This window comes from Vibrio sp. SCSIO 43135 (assembly GCF_023716665.1).
Lineage (GTDB): Bacteria > Pseudomonadota > Gammaproteobacteria > Enterobacterales > Vibrionaceae > Vibrio > Vibrio paucivorans.
Map to the genome: position 1 here is coordinate 2,207,461 of NZ_CP071859.1, position 19,317 is coordinate 2,226,777.

The 19,317-nt window shown below is 45.7% G+C and carries 15 protein-coding genes; 2 read left to right on the forward strand and 13 right to left on the reverse strand.

Features of this window, described 5'->3' with window-relative positions:
- Window positions 1-22: 22 nt before the first annotated feature.
- The 9 genes from J4N42_RS09770 to fabB all read right to left on the reverse strand — a co-directional run bounded on the left by J4N42_RS09770 (window position 23) and on the right by fabB (window position 13,375).
- Entirely contained in the window at window positions 23-514 is a 492-nt protein-coding gene (locus J4N42_RS09770) for a CvpA family protein (RefSeq protein ID WP_252027686.1), read from the reverse strand.
- 62 nt (window positions 515-576) lie between these two features.
- Window positions 577-1,125, reverse strand: a complete 549-nt coding sequence (locus tag J4N42_RS09775; protein ID WP_252027687.1) for an SPOR domain-containing protein — start codon at window positions 1,123-1,125, stop codon at window positions 577-579.
- Window positions 1,126-2,391 (reverse strand): bifunctional tetrahydrofolate synthase/dihydrofolate synthase, encoded by a 1,266-nt coding sequence (folC, locus tag J4N42_RS09780; protein WP_252027688.1) that lies wholly within the window; start codon window positions 2,389-2,391, stop codon window positions 1,126-1,128.
- A gap of 42 nt (window positions 2,392-2,433) precedes the next feature.
- A complete protein-coding gene (gene accD, locus J4N42_RS09785; RefSeq protein WP_252027689.1) occupies window positions 2,434-3,360 on the reverse strand; it encodes an acetyl-CoA carboxylase, carboxyltransferase subunit beta in 927 nt (308 codons plus the stop codon).
- 174 nt (window positions 3,361-3,534) lie between these two features.
- On the reverse strand, window positions 3,535-4,329 hold the full coding sequence (truA, locus tag J4N42_RS09790) for a tRNA pseudouridine(38-40) synthase TruA (protein ID WP_252027690.1): 795 nt from the start codon (window positions 4,327-4,329) through the stop codon (window positions 3,535-3,537).
- A gap of 111 nt (window positions 4,330-4,440) precedes the next feature.
- Window positions 4,441-9,459, reverse strand: a complete 5,019-nt coding sequence (locus tag J4N42_RS09795; protein WP_252027691.1) for a FimV/HubP family polar landmark protein — start codon at window positions 9,457-9,459, stop codon at window positions 4,441-4,443.
- A 308-nt stretch (window positions 9,460-9,767) separates the two neighbouring features.
- Window positions 9,768-10,781, reverse strand: coding sequence for an aspartate-semialdehyde dehydrogenase (locus J4N42_RS09800; protein ID WP_252027692.1), 1,014 nt, complete (start codon window positions 10,779-10,781; stop codon window positions 9,768-9,770).
- Window positions 10,765-11,910 carry a 4-phosphoerythronate dehydrogenase gene (locus J4N42_RS09805; RefSeq protein WP_252027693.1) on the reverse strand — a complete coding sequence of 382 codons (1,146 nt, stop codon included), beginning with the start codon at window positions 11,908-11,910 and terminating at the stop codon, window positions 10,765-10,767. Before J4N42_RS09805 ends, J4N42_RS09800 begins: the two co-directional genes overlap by 17 nt.
- A 253-nt stretch (window positions 11,911-12,163) precedes the next feature.
- Window positions 12,164-13,375: a beta-ketoacyl-ACP synthase I gene (gene fabB, locus J4N42_RS09810; protein WP_252027694.1), complete on the reverse strand. Its 1,212-nt coding sequence runs from the start codon at window positions 13,373-13,375 to the stop codon at window positions 12,164-12,166.
- Window positions 13,376-13,503: 128 nt separating this feature from the next.
- Between fabB and mnmC the strand changes: the two genes are divergently transcribed.
- On the forward strand, window positions 13,504-15,522 hold the full coding sequence (gene mnmC, locus J4N42_RS09815; RefSeq protein WP_252027695.1) for a bifunctional tRNA (5-methylaminomethyl-2-thiouridine)(34)-methyltransferase MnmC2/FAD-dependent 5-carboxymethylaminomethyl-2-thiouridine(34) oxidoreductase MnmC1: 2,019 nt from the start codon (window positions 13,504-13,506) through the stop codon (window positions 15,520-15,522).
- A gap of 109 nt (window positions 15,523-15,631) precedes the next feature.
- Here the strand turns inward: mnmC and J4N42_RS09820 are convergent, their stop codons facing one another.
- From J4N42_RS09820 to J4N42_RS09830, 3 genes are all read right to left on the reverse strand, one after another.
- Window positions 15,632-16,156, reverse strand: coding sequence for an NADPH-dependent FMN reductase (locus J4N42_RS09820; protein WP_252027696.1), 525 nt, complete (start codon window positions 16,154-16,156; stop codon window positions 15,632-15,634).
- A gap of 117 nt (window positions 16,157-16,273) precedes the next feature.
- Window positions 16,274-16,537 (reverse strand): YfcL family protein, encoded by a 264-nt coding sequence (locus J4N42_RS09825; protein WP_252027697.1) that lies wholly within the window; start codon window positions 16,535-16,537, stop codon window positions 16,274-16,276.
- Between the two features lie 48 nt (window positions 16,538-16,585).
- Window positions 16,586-17,116, reverse strand: coding sequence for an elongation factor P hydroxylase (locus tag J4N42_RS09830; protein WP_252027698.1), 531 nt, complete (start codon window positions 17,114-17,116; stop codon window positions 16,586-16,588).
- Window positions 17,117-17,331: 215 nt separating this feature from the next.
- On the opposite strand from J4N42_RS09830, the gene J4N42_RS09835 reads away from it, so the two are divergent.
- Window positions 17,332-17,955, forward strand: coding sequence for a trimeric intracellular cation channel family protein (locus tag J4N42_RS09835; RefSeq protein WP_252027699.1), 624 nt, complete (start codon window positions 17,332-17,334; stop codon window positions 17,953-17,955).
- A 92-nt stretch (window positions 17,956-18,047) separates the two neighbouring features.
- Here the strand turns inward: J4N42_RS09835 and aroC are convergent, their stop codons facing one another.
- Entirely contained in the window at window positions 18,048-19,133 is a 1,086-nt protein-coding gene (gene aroC, locus J4N42_RS09840; protein ID WP_252027700.1) for a chorismate synthase, read from the reverse strand.
- Window positions 19,134-19,317 lie beyond the last annotated feature (184 nt).

A 19,317-nucleotide genomic window follows, 5' to 3' on the forward strand; every position in this document is an offset into this window, starting at 1 on the left:
TCGATTGCGACAATGACTGGCGCTAAAGCGCGCCAGATAAGAAACTTGATGTTGCTTGTATATGTTCAAAGAACGGTTCGATGATTCGCTTAAATTCAGGCACTAACACTGAGGTTTTAAACCATTCAGAGTTATTAGCTGTCGTAAAGACATCCATAAAAAACAGAGCAGCGGAAACAATCAAAACACCTCTTAATGCACCGAATACGATGCCTAAGATGCGATCCGTTCCAGACAGCCCCGTTTTTTCCACCAGCTGGCCAATCACGTAATTCACCAATGCCCCTACAATAAGGGTAGAAACAAATAGTGCCGCAATAGCCGTTCCGTTGCGGAACATGTCATCTTCGATATTGGTGAAGTACACTGCGAGTTTCGCGTAATACTGACTGGCGATAAAAAACGCGCCAAACCAAATAACTAATGACAAAGCTTCTTTAGCGAAACCTCGAACTAAACTGATCAAAGCCGATAGCCCGATCACACCTAAAATGACAAAATCTAACCAATTCATGAGTTCTTACATCTTAAGTTGGCGCGCATTTTAACAGAAAAAATAGCGACGCAAACGTTTTCTTATGGATTTAGTGGTTTAAATTTAAGCAAACGACCTTTTGAACCGGTTATTTTTTCCAATTCAATTATCTGACGCTCAAGTTTACTTTTTGATACATCTGGACCAACAATGACTCGAGTAAATGAGTTTTCTTGCTTAGTATGAGCTTGATAACCACGCTTCTGTAAATCTTTAACAAGGTTTGCTGCATTGTCAGCATTTTTCAATGCCATCAACTGAATGATCCAAGCGCTGTCTTGATATTCATTCTTCTCCGCAACAGTTTTTACTTCTACCGGTAAAGGGGCTTTGTTCGCTGTTTCCACTTGAGCCGCTAAGACTTCTTCAGTCACAGAAACGGGGGACTCAGGTAATGCTACTTGATCTTCAATGGGGTCGAGCATTTCAAACGTTTCTACTTCACCATCAAGTTCGGGTTTTATTGGAATACTCGCGATCTCTTCTTTGTAATGAAGCTTCTTTCCATCAAGTAGATCAGGAAGGACGATAACACCAATGGCAACCAAAATAATGGTGCCGACTAATCGGCTTTGGAACTTACTTGCCATTTATTCTCCTTTTTTCTGCCAGTGTTCTAAAACTTCACCAACAGTATGAAATGAACCAACAACCAGTATCACATCTTCTCTATTTGCTGATGTCAGCGCGGCTTCAAATGCAGCAACTGGCGATTCGTATGAGGTAACAGGGCTATCGATGTACTGGCAAAGTTCAGAAGCGGTTGCAGCTCTAGGGCCAGTGAGAGAGGCTGGATACCAATCCCCACAGATAGTTGCGAGTACATTAAGCGTAGCTTCGATATCTTTATCATGAAGCATCGCTACGACGACATGTACTTTACGCCCCGAAAATTGCTTATTCACTTGCTCGACTAGGTACTGCGCCGAATGAGGGTTATGTGCAACGTCCAAAAGAACCGTTGGCGTTTCCGCTAGTACCTGCATTCTTCCAGGCAATGCGGCTTGCTTTAAGCCATTCACAATATTGACATCACTTAAATCAAGCTCAGCACATCCCAGCGCCATTAGGGCGGTTGCGGCATTTTGTAAAGGCAAACTAGGCACAGGTAAATCATCTAGCCTAAAGGCGCCGCTAGACCACTTCCAAGAGTCTTCTCCAGTAAGGCTGTACTCGTATTGAATGCCTACTTGATGAAACTCAGAGCCAATGTCATCAGCATGCGCAGCAACGGTTGCTGGAGGCTTAGGCTGACCACAAATAGCGGGCTTACCTGGGCGATAGATACCCGCTTTCTCAAACCCAATCACGTTTATGTCGTCACCTAACCAATCAACGTGGTCGACCGCTAAACTAGTGATGACCGACACGTCATGGTCAACGACGTTAGTTGCGTCTAAGCGCCCGCCTAGTCCAACTTCGAGCAGAACTATCTCAACTTGTTCAGTTTGAAATAAACGAAGTGCAGCCAGTGTCGCGTACTCAAAAAAGCTCAGGCTGATATCGCCACGTTGCTTTTCAATATAGTCAAAGGCTTGGGTATGCTTATCATCACTGAGCTCATATCCATTGATACGAACACGTTCGTTGTAACGAATTAGGTGCGGAGAGCTATAAACGCCCACTGAGTATCCAGCATCAAGTAGAATAGCTTCCATCAGGGCGCAGGTTGAACCTTTACCATTGGTGCCAGCTACAGTGATGACTTTTGGAGCGGGTTTGGTGAGGTTGGCTTTCTTAGCGACCGCGTCTACACGCTCAAGGCCAAGGTCGATTGCCGAAGTATGGATGTTTGTTAAATAATCAAGCCACATCGTAAGAGGAGATGTGGCTTGAGGAATAGGGTTTTGACTCATCTAACTTTAACCGATAATTAAGGTCTGTTGTTAGTGTCTACTTTACCCTTTTTCGCCTGCTTCTGGTACTTGATATGCAGGTTCATTTGGTGAATCGTTCACAGAAACTACCATTGGCGATTCTTTACGAGTCATTTTGGCAATAAGGCTACCAACACGTTGGCGCATCTCACGACGGTCAACAATCATATCGATAGCACCGTGTTCTAGTAAGAATTCACTGCGCTGAAAACCTTCAGGCAAATCTTCACGTACCGTTTGCTCAATAACACGACGACCAGCAAAGCCAATCAGGGCTTTAGGTTCACCAATATTTACGTCACCTAGCATTGCCAAACTCGCTGAAACACCGCCCATTGTCGGATCTGTCATCACTGAGATAAACGGCAAGCCTTTGTTAGATAGACGCTCAAGAGCAGCACTGGTTTTCGCCATTTGCATTAGAGACATTAATGCTTCTTGCATACGAGCACCGCCACTTGCGCTGAAACACACAAGACCACAGTTATTTTCGATTGCAGCTTCGACTGCACGTACGAAACGAGCACCTACAACAGAGCCCATTGAACCGCCCATGAAAGAAAACTCAAATGCACAAGCCACTAGAGGCATGCCTAGAAGTTCACCTTTCATTACGATCAATGCGTCTTTCTCGCCACTGCTCTTCTGAGCAGCTGAAATACGGTCTTTGTATTTCTTGGAATCTTTGAACTTTAGCTTATCTTGAGGCTCAAGGTCGTTTGCGATTTCTTCACGGTTATTTTCGTCAAGGAAAGTTTCAAGACGACGACGAGCTTTCATGCGCATGTGATGATCACACTTAGGGCACACTTCTAAATTTCTTTCTAGTTCCGCGTGGTATAGCACCTGCTCACAAGAGGTACATTTTGTCCAAACACCTTCAGGGATTGATGCTTTGCGTGAACTTACGATGTTGCTTTTTTCTAAAATCTTTTCAAGCCAACTCATGGAAGACCTTTCTCTCTACTCCCCCGCTTTATTGCGAGAGATACAAATTCGGAATTTATGCGTGATGGATTAAAGCATATAAAATGCCAACTGTAGACAAAAAACTGGTTGTACCTATTTCCTGTATGGATATCTCACGCACAAGCTAATGAAACCAGAGCATATTTTCGCCGCTTAGTTTAATTCATCGGGGAAAAACAGCGGCCCAATTGGTACCCTTGGTAATTCAAAACTACTTGGGTAATCTACATCAACAAGATAGAGCCCTTCAGCCTTGGCCGTTGCCCCCGCAAGCTTTCTATCTTTTTCAGCCAATAGCCATTTGATCCATTCTGGAGATTGTTCTCCTCGCCCTACGGCGATCAAGCTACCGGTAATATTTCGGACCATATGGTGAACAAAAGCGTTAGCCTTGATATCGATAACAACGTAATCGCCGTGACGGCTCACGTTTAAGTGCATAATATTACGCCAAGGGCTACGTGACTGGCAATGAACGGCTCTAAAGGACGTGAAGTCATTCTCACCTAAAAGGTACTGCCCTGCTTGATGCATTTTTTCGACATCAAGGTCTCCATGATAATGACTCACCCCCGATGACAGGATCCCCGGACGATAAGCGTGATTATATATCACGTAGCGATAGCGCCTTGCTGTGGCTGTAAATCGTGCATGAAAGTCTTCAGGTACTTCTTTTGCCCAGCGAACAGCAATATCACGTGGCATATTTGCATTGACTCCCATAGTCCACGCTGCCACTTTTCGTACTGATGTGGTATCAAAGTGGACAACTTGCCCTGTCCCATGAACACCCGCATCCGTACGCCCAGCGCATTGAACTTCGACCGGATGGTTCGCAACAATACTTAAAGATTTCTCCAGTTCTTCCTGAACACTTTTGACATCTCTTTGACGCTGCCAGCCATAATACTTTGTGCCGTCATATTCGATACCTAGGGCAATTCTCATGTTCGCTTTACTCTTGAAATTGGGGCGAGCAGTATAATAGGAATTGTTACTGATTTCTAACCGACAAAACAAAAATAGGCAGCCTAAGCTGCCTATTTGGTTTACTTTAACTTAACTCTGACGAATGGTATCAATTAAGTTTTTAGCTTCGCGACGTATTTCGTCTGAACCGTCTACTATTGCCTCTTCTAACAGCTTAATTGCCCCTTGAGAATCATTCATCTCGATATAGATTTTAGCTAAGTCGAGCTTGCCTACCGCTTCTGCGTTAGAATCTACATCTTCAAAGCCAATATCACCGATAACATCAGGGAATTCATCCAAACCAACATTTAAGTTTAGTTCCTCTTCACTGCTCGATAGCTCTTCCGCTTCGCCATCAACTTCCGCCATCAGTTCATCGATTGTTCTGTACCCTTGCGCTTTAGGGTCGAAATCATCCTGCTCTCCCCAGTTTTCATCTGAGACTACAGCCTGTTCAGGTTGATTTTCAGCATCCCATGCAGACTGTTCATCTTCTGGAATTTCCTGAGGTATGCTCGCTTGTTGCTCCGGCGATAAACTGAATCCATTCCAGTCTTCTCCGCCAACTTCCAGCATTGCATCAAGATCCATACCCGCACTATCAATAGTTTCACTATCGATTGGTGAGTCAAACGAGAATGAAGATTGAGTCGCTCCATCATCTTCACTAAGCAATTCGTTAAGTGTTTCCTCACCATACTCAGCACCAGCAAGATCTGAAACTTCTTGATTCTGGAACACACTGAACAGAGCATCTTGTTCATTATCAGAATCTTCTACACTGGCTCTGATTTCTTCAGGCAAAGCATCTGGTTGCGTTGAATCAGATACCACATCAGCCAGTGCATCTTCTTCGTTGTACTCTGGAAGCTCTAGATCATCAAAGGACTCTGCAGTCGCTTCCTCTAGTACTTCAGTTGGTGCTTCGAGCTCTGGCTCTTGCGGTTCAAGTGCAGCATCAGCCAACGCGTCTTCTTCGTTGTACTCTGGAAGCTCTAGATCATCGAATGACTCTGTAGCCGGTTCCGCTTGTACTTCAGCCGGCGCTTCTAGATCCTTCTCTTGCGGTTCAAGCGCAACATCAGCAAGTGCATCTTCTTCGTTGTGCTCTGGAAGCTCTAAATCATCAAAGGACTCTGTCACCGTTTCCGCTGGTACTTCAGCTGGATCTTCAAGCTCTGGTTCTTGCGGTTCAAGGGCAACATCCGCAAGTGCATCTTCTTCGTTGTACTCTGGAAGCTCTAGGTCATCAAAGGACTCTGTCGCCGCTTCCGCTGGTACTTCCACTGGCTCATCTAGTTCTCGCTCTTGCGGTTCAAGCGCTACATCTGCCAGTGCATCTTCTTCGTTGTACTCTGGCAGCTCAATATCATCGAATGACTCTGTCACCGTTTCCGCTGGTACTTCGGCTGGCTCTTCAAGCTCTGGTTCTTGCGGCTCAAGCGCAACATCTGCCATTGCACCTTCTTCGTTATACTCTGGAAGCTCTAGATCATCGAATGACTCTGTAGCCGCTTCCACTTGTTCTTCAGTCGGTGCTTCTAGCTCGGGCTCTTGAGGCTCAAGTGCAACATCAGCTAGTGCATCTTCTTCGTTGTACTCTGGAAGCTCTAAGTCATCAAAGGACTCTGTGGCCTCTTCCGCTTGCACTTCAGCTGGTACTTGAGGTTCAAGCGCAACATCAGCAAGTGCATCGTCTTCGTTGTACTCTGGCAGCTCTAAATCATCGAATGACTCTGTCACCGTTTCCGCTGGTACTTCGGCTGGCTCTTCAAGCTCTGGTTCTTGCGGCTCAAGCGCAACATCAGCTAGCGCGTCTTCTTCGCCGTATTCAGGAAGCTCTAAATCATCAAACGACTCTGTAGCCGCTTCCGCTTGTTCTTCCGCTGGCGTTTGTAACTCTGGCTCTTGAGGCTCAAGGGCAACGTCAGCCAGCACGTCTTCTTCACCGTATTCAGGAAGCTCTAGATCATCAAACGACTCTGTAGCCGCTTCCGCTTGTTCTTCCGCTGGCGTTTGTAACTCTGGCTCTTGAGGCTCAAGCGCAACATCAGCCAGCGCGTCTTCTTCGCCATATTTAGGAAGCTCTAAATCATCGAATGACTCTGTAGCCACTTCCGCTTGTACTTCAGTTGGTGCTTCTAGCTCTGGCTCTTGAGGTTCAAGCGCAACATCAGCTAGCGCGTCTTCTTCGCCGTATTCAGGAAGCTCTAAATCATCGAATGATTCTGAAGCCGCTTCCGCTTGTTCTTCAGTCAGTGCTTCTATCTCGGGCTCTTGAAGCTCAAGTGAAACATCAACAAGTGCATCTTCTTCGTTGTGCTCTGGAAGCTCTAGATCATCAAGTGATCCATCACGAGGTTCTGGGTCTGTTGTCTCCATATCGGCCAGAACATCTGCCGCAGTTGACTCCACAGCATCTAGCTCGGCATTGTCCGTATCGACTTCTACTTGAGGCTCAACTTGAACATTTTCTTCAAGCTCAGGTGTACTTTTATCGCCAAGATCCTCAACATCTTGGTCAATTAGCCAATCATCGTCTTGCGGAACGCCAAACTCATTCGCCACCGCTTCAGAAACTGATGGCTCTGGCTCTGGCTCTGGCTCTGGCTCTGGCTCTGGCTCTGGCTCTGGCTCTGGCTCTGGCTCTGGCTCTGGCTCTGGCTCTGGCTCTGGCTCTGGCTCTGGCTCTGGCTCTGGCTCTGGCTCTGCAAGGTTGCTTTCAAGCTCTTCGATGTCAACTGTTTGTTGCGCTTCATCTAAGTCCAGCGTGTCCAACAGTGGATCGGCTTCAGGTGCAACGCTGAGCATGTCATCGATAAAGTCATCGCTGGAAAATTCTTCATTAGTATTTGGCTGAGCGCTGTCATCCGTACCAGTTTGAGCTGACTCTTCATCCGGCGTGTCTATTTCAGACAGTTCCAAATCCAGTTCATCAGAAATCGAATCTGGTTCTACAGTCTCATTGGCCGGCTCCGAGAGTTCAGTTTGCTCAAAATTAGTTTCTTGAGGCTCTTGCTGACTAGCTTGCTGCTCAATTTCCAATAATTCATCAAACAGGTCGGTACCGTCGCTATCAAAGCTGTCATCACCAACAAGAGAATCATCAGACTCTAGCAGCTCATCAAGTGTGCTCGAATCGTCAACATTTAACGGTGTATCTTCGGAGTCAAGTAAGTCATCCAGTAAATCTGTACTGTCTTCCTCAACAGAAACCTTGTCTGCTTCCTGCTCTTCCCCTAATAGTTCATCAAGCAGTTCAGTGCTATCACTATCGAGCTCTATTGCAGACTCTACTTCACTGCTAGACTCATCGAGGTCGATAAGCTCATCCAACAAATCTGTACTTGTGTCATCAAGCGAAATCGATTCTTCATCAACAATCTCATCCAATAGTGCAGTGTCGTCGACGGCATGCTTTTCCAATTCTTCTAAATCGGCTTGAGATTCGATCTGAGCAAACAAGTCATCAATTTCACTATCAGACGCTAGATTTGAATCTCCTAAGTCAAAGTCTTCTGCACTCTCCAAATTCACATCACTTTGCGTGTCGACAGGCTCATCATCAGGGCTATTTAGGTCAAACGAGTCGCCACTTTCTTCTAGCAAACTATCAATGTCAAAATCGTCATCGTCGTCACTGTCTCCTAGAAGCAAATCGTCTAGCATTGACTGATCAAGTTCATCAGTACCTAACTCTTCATGGTCGTCGTCCCCAGAAAGTAGCGCTTCAATATCATCTTGAGACATGCCGTTGTCATCTGAGAGGTCAAAGCCAGCTTCTTCATCATTATCACCGAGAGAGGCTTCATCAAGCGCTCGTTCCATCTCTTCTAGACCTAACGCTTTGTCTTCTGTGTTGACGCTAATGCCATTCGAACTCATATCGATGTCTTCAAGCTCAGCGTCCAAATCTCCGTTATCACCGATACCAGCAAACGGGTCTTCACCATCTTCGTCTTCTAGATTGAAATCAAGATCGCTGTCATCGAGGTCGGCAAAGATGTCGTCTTCTTTCTTGTTGTCTTCGTCTTCTTCTAACGAGATATCATCATCTAGAGCTTTGTCATCATCAGCTTCACCAAATAGGTCATCATCGAGTAAAAGGTCATCATCAATGCTGTCGTCAATTTGGTCGATAGGTGCAACAGGCGTCATGCTATCTTGCTGAGATTGCATGAGCGGCTCTTGTGCTGATGACTCTTCTTTCGAACGACGTCCAAGTAGCACAACGATGATCAACACAATCAGCAAGCCAGGAATGATAGCTAAGGCAGCCACTAGCCAAGTATTAGATAGCAGCTCATCAAGTTGTGATGGCTTCATCTTTTGTTCTTCGCTTAGACGGTTGCGCTCTTCTTGAAGTAGCTTTTCCACTTCATTACGAATACGATCTTCATCACTCAACTCGTCTTTAAGCACATCCACTTCTGACTGGACATCAGCCAGCATCAAACGAAGTCGATGGTTTTTTTCTTCAAGGGCTTGCAGTTCACTTTCTGAACTTTCCAGCTCGTTCTTTAGGTTGCTGACAATCTCAGGTTGCTTTTCAGGCGGAGCTTCTTGGGCCGCTGTAGCAGAGTTTTCAGTTGTCTTAGGTTCAGGCTGGGTTGGCGTACTTGGTGCTACTTTTTCGGTGGTCGCCGGAGTATTCGATACAACTGTTGTTGGGGCGACAGGTAGATTATTAAGCTTGTTTTGGTGAGCCTCCATTATAGCGACAGCTTTAGCGGTAGAAGTTCCGCGAACCTGCGCTAGAGACGGTATACGCAATGTACTACCAGGAATCAGGCTATGAATATTTTGGTCTTCAAAAGCACTTGGATTGAGCTCGTATATCGCCAATAGAGTCTGCTGAACCGTCAGGTTGGGAGCAGGCCTCACCTGTGTAGCGATCTTCCATAGGGTATCGGCGTCCGTTGTTGGGCCGAAGAAGCGAGAAGGCTCATTGCTGTTTGCACGAGAAATAGGTTCTGCAAATTGTGGAGAAGCTTGTCTCTCACCATTTGGACCTGTAAGGCGAATGCTTTCGGCACTAACGATAGAAGTCTGAGTCACGGCTACCAACACCAAAGGTAAAAGTAGACGCTTTAAAAATTGACGCATATAAGGCTCAGCTATGTGCTTAATAAGAATAAAATTATAGAGATCTGTTAAATATATCGGATTAGGCGAGCAAAACTATAGGCCTCAAGGCAAAAAATGTGTTGCTGGCGCAATAATCGCAGTAATCTCACATTAAAGTTAGGCCAATTGGATGATTTGTGTACCTAGCTCTGCTCAAGTTGTGAATTACAACGACTTATGGCTAAAGTCTTACTGATTTGAACCAGAATTGATTTTTGTCTTACCTAGTACAAAAAAACCTCGCATATTGGCGAGGTTTTGAAGCTAAATCAGATGAGATTCAATACTTAGAAGTAGTCTCGAATCAACACTTCTGCAATTTGTACCGCGTTAGTCGCAGCACCTTTACGTACGTTATCAGCTACTACCCAAAGGTTAACACCACTATGGTGGCTAATATCATTGCGGATACGGCCAACTTGAACGTGGTCTTTACCACCAGCATCACGTACTTGGGTAGGGAAATCGTCACCGAAAAATACTTCGATTCCATCTGTTTGATCTAGCAGACGTGTAACTTCTTCAGCATCAATTGGAGAACGTGTTTCGATATGAATCGCTTCCGCATGGCCGTAAAACACAGGCACACGAACACAGGTTGGGTTGACCATAATCGATGGATCATTGAAGATTTTCTGCGTTTCCCACACCATTTTCATTTCTTCTTTGGTGTAACCGTTTTCCATAAACTTATCGATTTGAGGAATACAGTTAAACGCAATTTGCTGAGAGAAGTTTTCCGCTTCTGCAGGCATACCATTTAGCAGCTTGGCCGTCTGGCCTGCTAGTTCATCAATACCCGACTTTCCAGCACCCGAGACTGACTGATAGGTTGATACGTTGATACGCTCAATACCCACTGCGTCATGAATTGGCTTCAGCGCTACTAACATCTGAATCGTAGAGCAATTAGGGTTAGCGATGATATTGCGGTTACGAAACTCTGCAATAGCTTCTGGGTTTACTTCCGGTACAACAAGCGGAATGTCGTACTCGTAGCGGTAGTGTGAAGTGTTATCAATCACCACAACACCTTCGTCAGCAGCAACCGGTGCCCACTTTTCAGAAAGCGCACCACCCGCTGAAAATAGCGCGATGTGAACTTGAGACCAATCAAACTCTTCTACATTCTGAACTTTGATGGTTTTACCATTGAAACGGTAAGTCTTACCTTCGCTGCGCTCGCTCGCAAGCAAGTGCAGTTCGCCAATCGGGAATTTGCGTTCTTGCAACACTTCTAGGATGGTTTCGCCGACTGCTCCAGTCGCACCCAAAACCGCAATATTAAACTCTTGGCTCATCACTTACCTCGATTTGAAAACCTAATTTTTCCAGTGGGGCTAAATTACACGATGGTGTCCCAGTCACTGTTACTGCACTGTATTCACGCCTATCCCAATACTGCTTACGCATCAGGTCGAAAGAACCAGGAGTGGCAATTTCGCGACGGAATAAGGCATCGTCTTTACGCACATCATAGATTAATTGCGTTATGTTGTGCAGACTCGCTTCATCCCATGCTCGATCTAAGACCAAATTCGGCACTGGAGCCGTTGGTAACAAGTCGGAGGCTTGGGCACGTAAATCTCGGCCAATGAACTCACAATAACTATTAAAAATCATTGTCGTCCCTCTGGCTTTCCCCTCTAAACCATAGCCTGCAACGTGAGGGGTGGCGAATGCTAACAGAGGTAAGAGCTCCATATCAACTTCTGGCTCATATTCGAATACATCTAGCGCCGCAACAAAGCCATCATTTTTTAGCAAGCGATGTTTCAAAGCCGTGTTATCAACAATTGGACCACGAGCAGCATTAATCAGTATTTGATCGCTACGTAAGTTAGACAACACTTGCTCATCGATCAGGTGGTGGGTAGGAAAATCTCCGTCTTTAGTCAATGGAGTGTGCACGGTAATCACGTCCGCTTGCTCGAGCAGCTGGTCTAGAGGAGTAAATTCACGGCTATCGCCTTGTTGCTGCTTAGGTGGATCGTTGATCAATACTTTCAAGCCAATGCCGCCTAACGCTTTCGCTAAATACGAACCAACTTGGCCAGCACCGATAATGCCCACCGTTTTATCAAATACCGAAAAGCCTTTTTGCTGGGCCAACACCATCAATACGCTGAACGCGTATTCCGCAACACCCACTTTGTTACACCCAGGAGCAGCTGTGAAGAAGATACCTTTTTCCTTCAGCAAGGCTTGGTCAACGTGATCCATACCTGCGGTCGCAGTGCCAACAAACTTCAACTTGTTGGCTTTCGATAATAACTGCTCATTCACTTTGGTTACCGAACGAATCATTAATGCGTCTACATCAATCAAGTCATCGGCGGTAAGCGTTCTACCAGGTTTAAGCACTACTTCGCCCAACTGGCTGAATAACTGCTCAGCATAAGGCATGTTTTCGTCAATAATAATTTTCATATCGGTAATCGAGTAAGAATAGTTCGAAAAGATTGCTTGGATTGTGCAAAAAAGCACAAGTGGTGTCGAGCATATAATGAGTAGAGCAGGTATAAAAATGCCCGGCTCACTCGAGCCGGGCAAACATCCAGAACAAAAGGATCTTGTCCCGCTCTCCATGGGACAAAGTCTGCGTCTGTTCGATTAACTAGATACAACACTAGCCAATCAAGCTCTGGAAACTGGCGTGCTCTGTTCGAGCATCATTCAGTTTTTAGCCTTGGTACTTCTTGATTACTAGTGTCGCGTTTGTACCACCAAAACCAAAGCTGTTAGACATAACCGTTGTTAGCTCTTGATCGCGCTTTTCAGTCACGATATCTAGGCCTTCAGCCGCTTCGTCTAGGTTTTCTACGTTAATGCTTGGTGCGATAAAGTTGTTATCTAGCATTAGCGCTGAGTAAATTGCTTCATGAACACCTGCAGCACCCAATGCGTGACCAGTCATCGCTTTAGTTGCTGAGATTGCAGGGCTCTTACCAGCGAAGACCTCTTGGATTGCACCAAGTTCTTTCACGTCACCGACAGGTGTTGATGTACCGTGCGTGTTTACATAATCAACAGAGTCAACGTCTTGCATTGCCATCTTCATACAACGCACAGCACCTTCACCAGATGGTGCTACCATGTCGTAGCCGTCTGAAGTTGCGCCGTAACCAACGATTTCACCGTAAATTTTCGCGCCACGAGCTAGTGCGTGCTCTAATTCTTCAACCACTAGCATACCGCCGCCACCAGAGATAACGAAACCGTCACGATCTGCATCGTAAGTACGTGATGCTTTATCTGGAGTTTCGTTGTACTTAGTAGATAGCGCGCCCATCGCATCGAACATCATGGTCAGAGACCAATCTAGTTCTTCACCACCACCTGCGAATACAACGTCTTGCTTACCAAGTTGGATAAGCTCCATTGCGTGCCCGATACAGTGTGCTGAAGTTGCACATGCAGAACTCATTGAGTAGTTCACACCGCGGATTTTAAATGGAGTTGCCAAACATGCTGAAACTGTAGAAGCCATCGTACGTGGAACCATGTAAGGGCCTACACGCTTTACGCCTTTCTCACGAAGAATATCCACTGCGTTCACTTGGTTTAGTGAAGACGCACCGCCCGAACCTGCCACAATACCAGTGCGCTCGTTCGATACTTGTTCTTCAGTTAGGCCAGAGTCTGCAATCGCCTGTTCCATCGATAGGTAAGCAAACGCTGCTGCGTCGCCCATAAAGCGCATTTTTTTGCGATCAATATGGTCAGCAGGGTTCATTTTTAGGTTACCCCAAACTTGAGAACGCAGGCCATTTTCTTTGAACTGCTCTGAAGCTGTGATACCTGACTTCCCTTCTTTAAGAGACGCTAAAACTTCTTCGACGTTGTTACCGATACTTGAAACAATACCCATACCGGTGATTACGACTCGTTTCATGTGACAATCCTAATAATTCAAAATTCCGCTAGATAATAACTAAGAAGACCAACAAAAGTGGTCAGCTTTCCCATAAATTCGTACAATCTCACCTTATATACCGCAGTTTCTCACAGAATTCACACATTATGACTTCTATAACCAATGCACAGCTCGATTGGAATGAATCAGGAACACCTGTATCCGATCAATTTGACGATGTTTATTTTTCCAATGTAAACGGCCTCGAAGAGACCCGATACGTTTTTCTCACTCAGAATCATCTACCGCAAAGATGGCAAGAATATGACCAACGTCGATTTACCATTGGGGAAACGGGGTTTGGGACTGGCTTAAATTTCCTTGCGACTTGGCAATGGTTCGACGCATTCAGACAAGCCAATCCAGACGCTAAGCTCCAAGAGCTGCATTTCATTAGCTTTGAAAAGTATCCGCTCAGTATCGAAGATTTAGCAAAAGCTCATGAGGCATGGCCTGAATTAGCCGAGTACGCAAAAAAGCTGCAACGCCACTACCCTATCGCCGTTCCCGAGTGCCATCGAATTGTGCTTGAAGACGGCGCCATCACTTTGGATCTGTGGTTCGGTGACATCAAAGACTGTATGCCACTAGTTCCAACAACCCAACGTGGCTTAATTGATGCGTGGTTCTTGGATGGCTTTGCACCAAGTAAAAACCCTGAAATGTGGAACCAAACCTTATTCAATAACATGGCGAAACTGGCAAAGCCAGAAGGCACCTGCGCCACATTTACCGCGGCTGGTTTTGTCCGTCGAGGACTAATCGAAGCTGGCTTTGAGATGAAAAAAGTCAAAGGTTTTGGCACTAAACGAGAAATGATCGCAGGCTCAATGAAACAAGCCTTACAGTTTAGCAATATTGCGCCCTACTATGATCGAACCGCAACCGAGCATCTTAAGGATGTCGCAATCATTGGTGGGGGTATTGCCAGCGCAACTCTGGCTAAGACGCTAGCACGAAGAGGCATAAATGTTAGCCTCTATTGCGCCGATAAAAAACCAGCACTAGGCGCATCGGGCAACAAGCAAGGGGCGGTATACCCACTACTTAACGGTACTCATACCGGCGTGTCTCGTTTGTTTGCGCCGGGAATGCTATTCGCACGCCAATTCGTAGAGCAGTGCGCAGATACCATTGAATTCGACCATGATTGGTGCGGTGTAACCCAATTAATGTGGGATGACAAAACCAAAACAAAACTCAGCAAAATGATGGAAGGAAACTTTCCAGCATCTCTCATTGAAAAACTGTCGGCTGAAGAGACGAATCAAATACTGGGTTTACCTGTCGATATGGACAGCATCCACTATCCACTTGGCGGCTGGCTTTGCCCAGCCCAGCTAACCCAGAACCTCATTGCCGAATTAGAAAACACTCAAAAGCTCAGCGTTCACTACCAACATGAAGTTGAGTCACTAAACTTCGACCAAGACTCACAACGCTGGTCACTATCGACTCAACAAGGTCACTTTGAGCATCAAGCAGTCGTCATCGCAAACGGTCATCAGTTCGACCAATTTGTGCAGAGCCAGCATCTACCGCTTGGTAAAGTGAAAGGACAAGTGAGCCACATACCTACCTCAAACAACCTCCAACAGCTCAAAACTGTATTGTGTTACGACGGATACATGACACCGCATAATCCGAATAATCATCAGCATTGTATCGGTGCAAGTTACGACAGAAGCCATATTGACCAAGAATTCGATCCGCAGGCGCAAGTCGATAACGCAGCAAAACTCAAAAGTTGCTTACCAAAACAAGCTTGGGTTGACGATGTAGACACCAGCGGCAACCAATCGCGCCAAGGCGTAAGGTGTGTAAGCCGAGATCACTTACCCTTCGTAGGAAATGTCGGTGACTTCGAGCAGATCAAACGTCAATACGCTGATCTGTCTCAGCAAACCGAAGAGCATATTAAGCCTATTGCCCAATATGATAATTTGTACTGTTTCGTAGGATTAGGCTCTCGTGGCCTTAGTTCTGCACCTTTGATGGCTGAAGTGTTAGCGTCGCAAATGTGTGGCGACCCGCTGCCACTACCTGTTGATATGCTCGAAGGGATCCACCCGAGCAAGATGTGGGTAAGAAAGCTGAAAAAAGGCAAGGCTCTGACCGAGCTGTAAAATTGAAAACGCCTCGATTCATCGAGGCGTTAATTCGTCAAGGTATTATAGCATCTAACCATTTCTAATTTAGCGTTAATTCATAAATGGCGCTAAATTGGAAAGCCTACTAAGCAAGTTTAGCCACTGCCTGTTTAAGCTCCGCTGCAATTTCGTCGTTGCTCACCGCACCTGTTTCGAAATTGAAGTTGTCGTAGAAGCTTGGTACTGAAACCGATGCTTTTACGTTGCCACCAAAATAAGGTGCGGAACCCACTGCAGCAGCCAATACATTTTGAGCTCCGCCTGGGCCTGGTGATGTAGCTAGGTAAACCGCTGGTTTGTTCTTAAACACTTCACGGTCAATACGGGTCGCCCAATCGAATAGGTTTTTGTACGCCGCAGGGTAATGGCCATTGTGCTCTGCAAACGAGATAACAAACGCATCCGCCTCAGCCAAATCATTCAAGAAACCTAGCGCACCTTCCGCCTGGCCAATTTCTTTTTCCAGATCTTCACTAAACATTGGCACTTGATAGTTATTGATATCTAATACAACTACTTCAGCACCTTCGACTAAGTTTGCTGCATAAGTAGCCAAGGCTTTATTAATAGAAGTTGAACTGGTTGATGCTCCAAATGCGATAACTTTCATGGTGTTGCTCCTGTTGACTCGTTTCTTGTTATCTAGAATAACGGAGTACAGATTTTCAACAACCGTAATTTTCGCATCAAGTTATTCAATATTTTCGAACAAGAGTTAGCGCGCTCTTTAGGCTTGGCTTTGCAGCTCTTGCCATAAATCTTGAACAATGATGCGATCCGCTGGAGTCAACTCACTGCGTGCGTCTTCAAGGCTTTGTTCAATTCGCTGCTTTAGTACATCTAGCTCTGCAATACCATCCTCTTCACAAGAAGCGGCAGAAAGAGAGATATGACCACGCAGATAACCACCGGCAAACAACTCATCATCTGAAGCGCTCTGTATGCGCGCATCAATCATATCCAGTAGTTTTTCTTCAAATTCAATAATCATTGTCGTCTCTTTATATTTTTAGATTGGGTATCCGTAACATCATAGCGTTCAAGCAACCTTGAAGTGGCTAATATCGAGTTCAGGAACCTCGTAATACTGGCGCAAAGCATCTGAAAGCATTTTAACTCTTGGCGGGATGCCCTGCTCAAATATACTTTCAACTTCACGATAGACCTTATTCATAAAGCCCAATCGATCTGGCTCAAAATCGCCGTGTAGGTTGTCACAACTTACGTTAAAAGGAAAGCCAGCGCTCGTGGCTAATATCCACTCATAAGCCTGAGGACGAATTTCTACTTTCTCGAACTCGGCTTGTACTGCTTCTGTCCTTCCATCTGGCTCATACCAGTACCCAAAATCTTCCATTAGCCTTCTTTCCGGACCTGCTACACACCAATGCGCAATTTCGTGTAACGCAGATGCATAAAAACCACGAGCAAAAATAATGCGATGGTGTGGCACTTTCTCGTCGGCAGGCAGATAGATAGGCTCATCCCCACCCAACTCCAACTTAGTGTTGAACTGGGGGTAAAATGTGTCGTTAAAGATTGTCACTAAGTCTTGGTATTCGTGGCTCATAGCATGTCTAGCGTAGTGAATGACAGCAAAAACGCATTTTCCCTTTTTTAGCTGATAAGGTAAAGCTATTGTATGGGGTATAACATTAGATTATGTAATCTGAAAAACGATTTCGTCAGTATAAAATCTCATTCGTCTAAAAACGTATTTACCACTACACTCTCGCCTTTCTTATTCCCTTTACTGGTTTGCCAGTAAGTTTTGAGTACCTCATTATGCTACTAAGTGTTTTGTATATCATTGGCATCACGGCAGAAGCCATGACAGGCGCATTGAGCGCTGGTCGACGCAAAATGGACTGGTTCGGAGTTATGCTGGTTGCAAGTGCAACAGCTATAGGTGGTGGTACAGTACGAGATATTCTGCTGGGGCACTATCCACTTGGTTGGGTCGAAAACCCACAGTTTTTGGTGATTACCTGTATTGCAGGCGTTTTGACCACAGGGTTTGCAAAATGGGTAATTAAACTGAAAGGCCTATTTATTCGCCTTGATGCACTTGGGCTGATCGTATTCAGTATCATTGGTACTAAAGTCGCTATGGGAATGGGCCATCACGCGCTGATCTGTATGGTGGCAGCTCTCGTCACCGGTGTGTTTGGTGGATTACTGCGAGATTTGATCTGCCGCCAAACTCCTCTTGTACTGCACGAAGAGCTGTATGCGTCTGTTGCATTGATTGCTTCAGGACTCTACTTGGGTCTATTGGAGTTGGGGGTAAATGACGTTACCGCGACCATCTCTACCCTTGTTGTGGGCTACGCACTTCGTATGGCAGCAGTGCGATTTAAATGGCGCCTACCTTCATTTCAACTAGAAGCGGAAAGCTCTATTCACTAACTGAATAGACAACCCCACGGCTCAGCGAAACTCAGGCACATAAATGCAAAAAAGCGCTACTATAAAGTAGCGCTTTTTCTTTTAGCTGGAGATTAAATCTTTGGCGTTTCCGTGGTCACACCAAAGTTTTGACCTCGGTGGCGCAGCAAGTGATCCAACAACACAATTGCTAGCATAGCTTCCGCGATTGGCACAGCTCGAATACCGACACAAGGATCATGACGACCTTTAGTAATCAGCTGAGTCGGTTCACCTGTTTTGGTAATCGTCTCACCTGGTACAGTGATACTTGACGTTGGCTTCAACGCAATGTTTGCGACAATTTCTTGACCAGTAGAAATACCGCCGAGAATTCCGCCAGCATGGTTACTTGCGAAACCTTCTGGTGTAAGCGGATCACGGTGTTCGCTGCCTTTTTGCTTAACCACATCAAAGCCGTCACCAATTTCAACACCTTTTACCGCATTAATGCTCATCAACGCATGGGCGATATCTGCATCTAAACGGTCAAAGATTGGCTCACCTAAACCAACAGGGACGTTGGTCGCAACAACCTGCAGTTTGGCACCAATTGAATCGCCTTCCTTTTTCAGGTCGCGGATCAGTTGGTCAAACGCATCTACTTTATCCGCATCTGGGCAAAAGAACGCATTGTTCTCAATCTCATCCCAATCAACTTTGTCGATGGATACGTCACCCATTTGAGACAAGTACGCACGCACCTGAACGCCGAACTCTTGCTCAAGATATTTCTTAGCGATGGCACCTGCCGCCACTCGCATTGCGGTTTCGCGTGCAGAAGAGCGACCACCACCACGGTAATCACGGACGCCGTATTTCTGGTGGTAAGTATAATCGGCGTGACCTGGGCGGAACTTGTCTTTGATTTCCGAGTAATCTTTTGAGCGTTGGTCGGTATTTTCGATCAGTAGGCCAATCGATGTACCTGTTGTTTGACCTTCAAAAACACCGGAAAGGATTTTTACTTCATCAGGTTCACGACGCTGCGTTGTGTAGCGTGATGTGCCAGGACGACGACGGTCGAGATCTTTTTGAAGATCTGCTTCTGTAATTTCAAGCCCTGGTGGGCACCCGTCGACGATACATCCTAGTGCGATACCGTGACTTTCTCCGAACGTGGTCACTCGGAAATGTTGTCCGATACTGTTTCCTGCCATTACTTCCTCAATTGCTGCCAGTATTCATTGCCACAGTGAGCATATGCCTACTGACGTTACTCTCTATTCTTCGTGATTTCATAGTGGCTTTATTGCCCAATGATGTAAACCCCTAATGAGGTACAAAAGTGGCTTTTGCCGCAATAAAAAACGCCAGCATTACAATGCTGGCGTTTTCGATTCA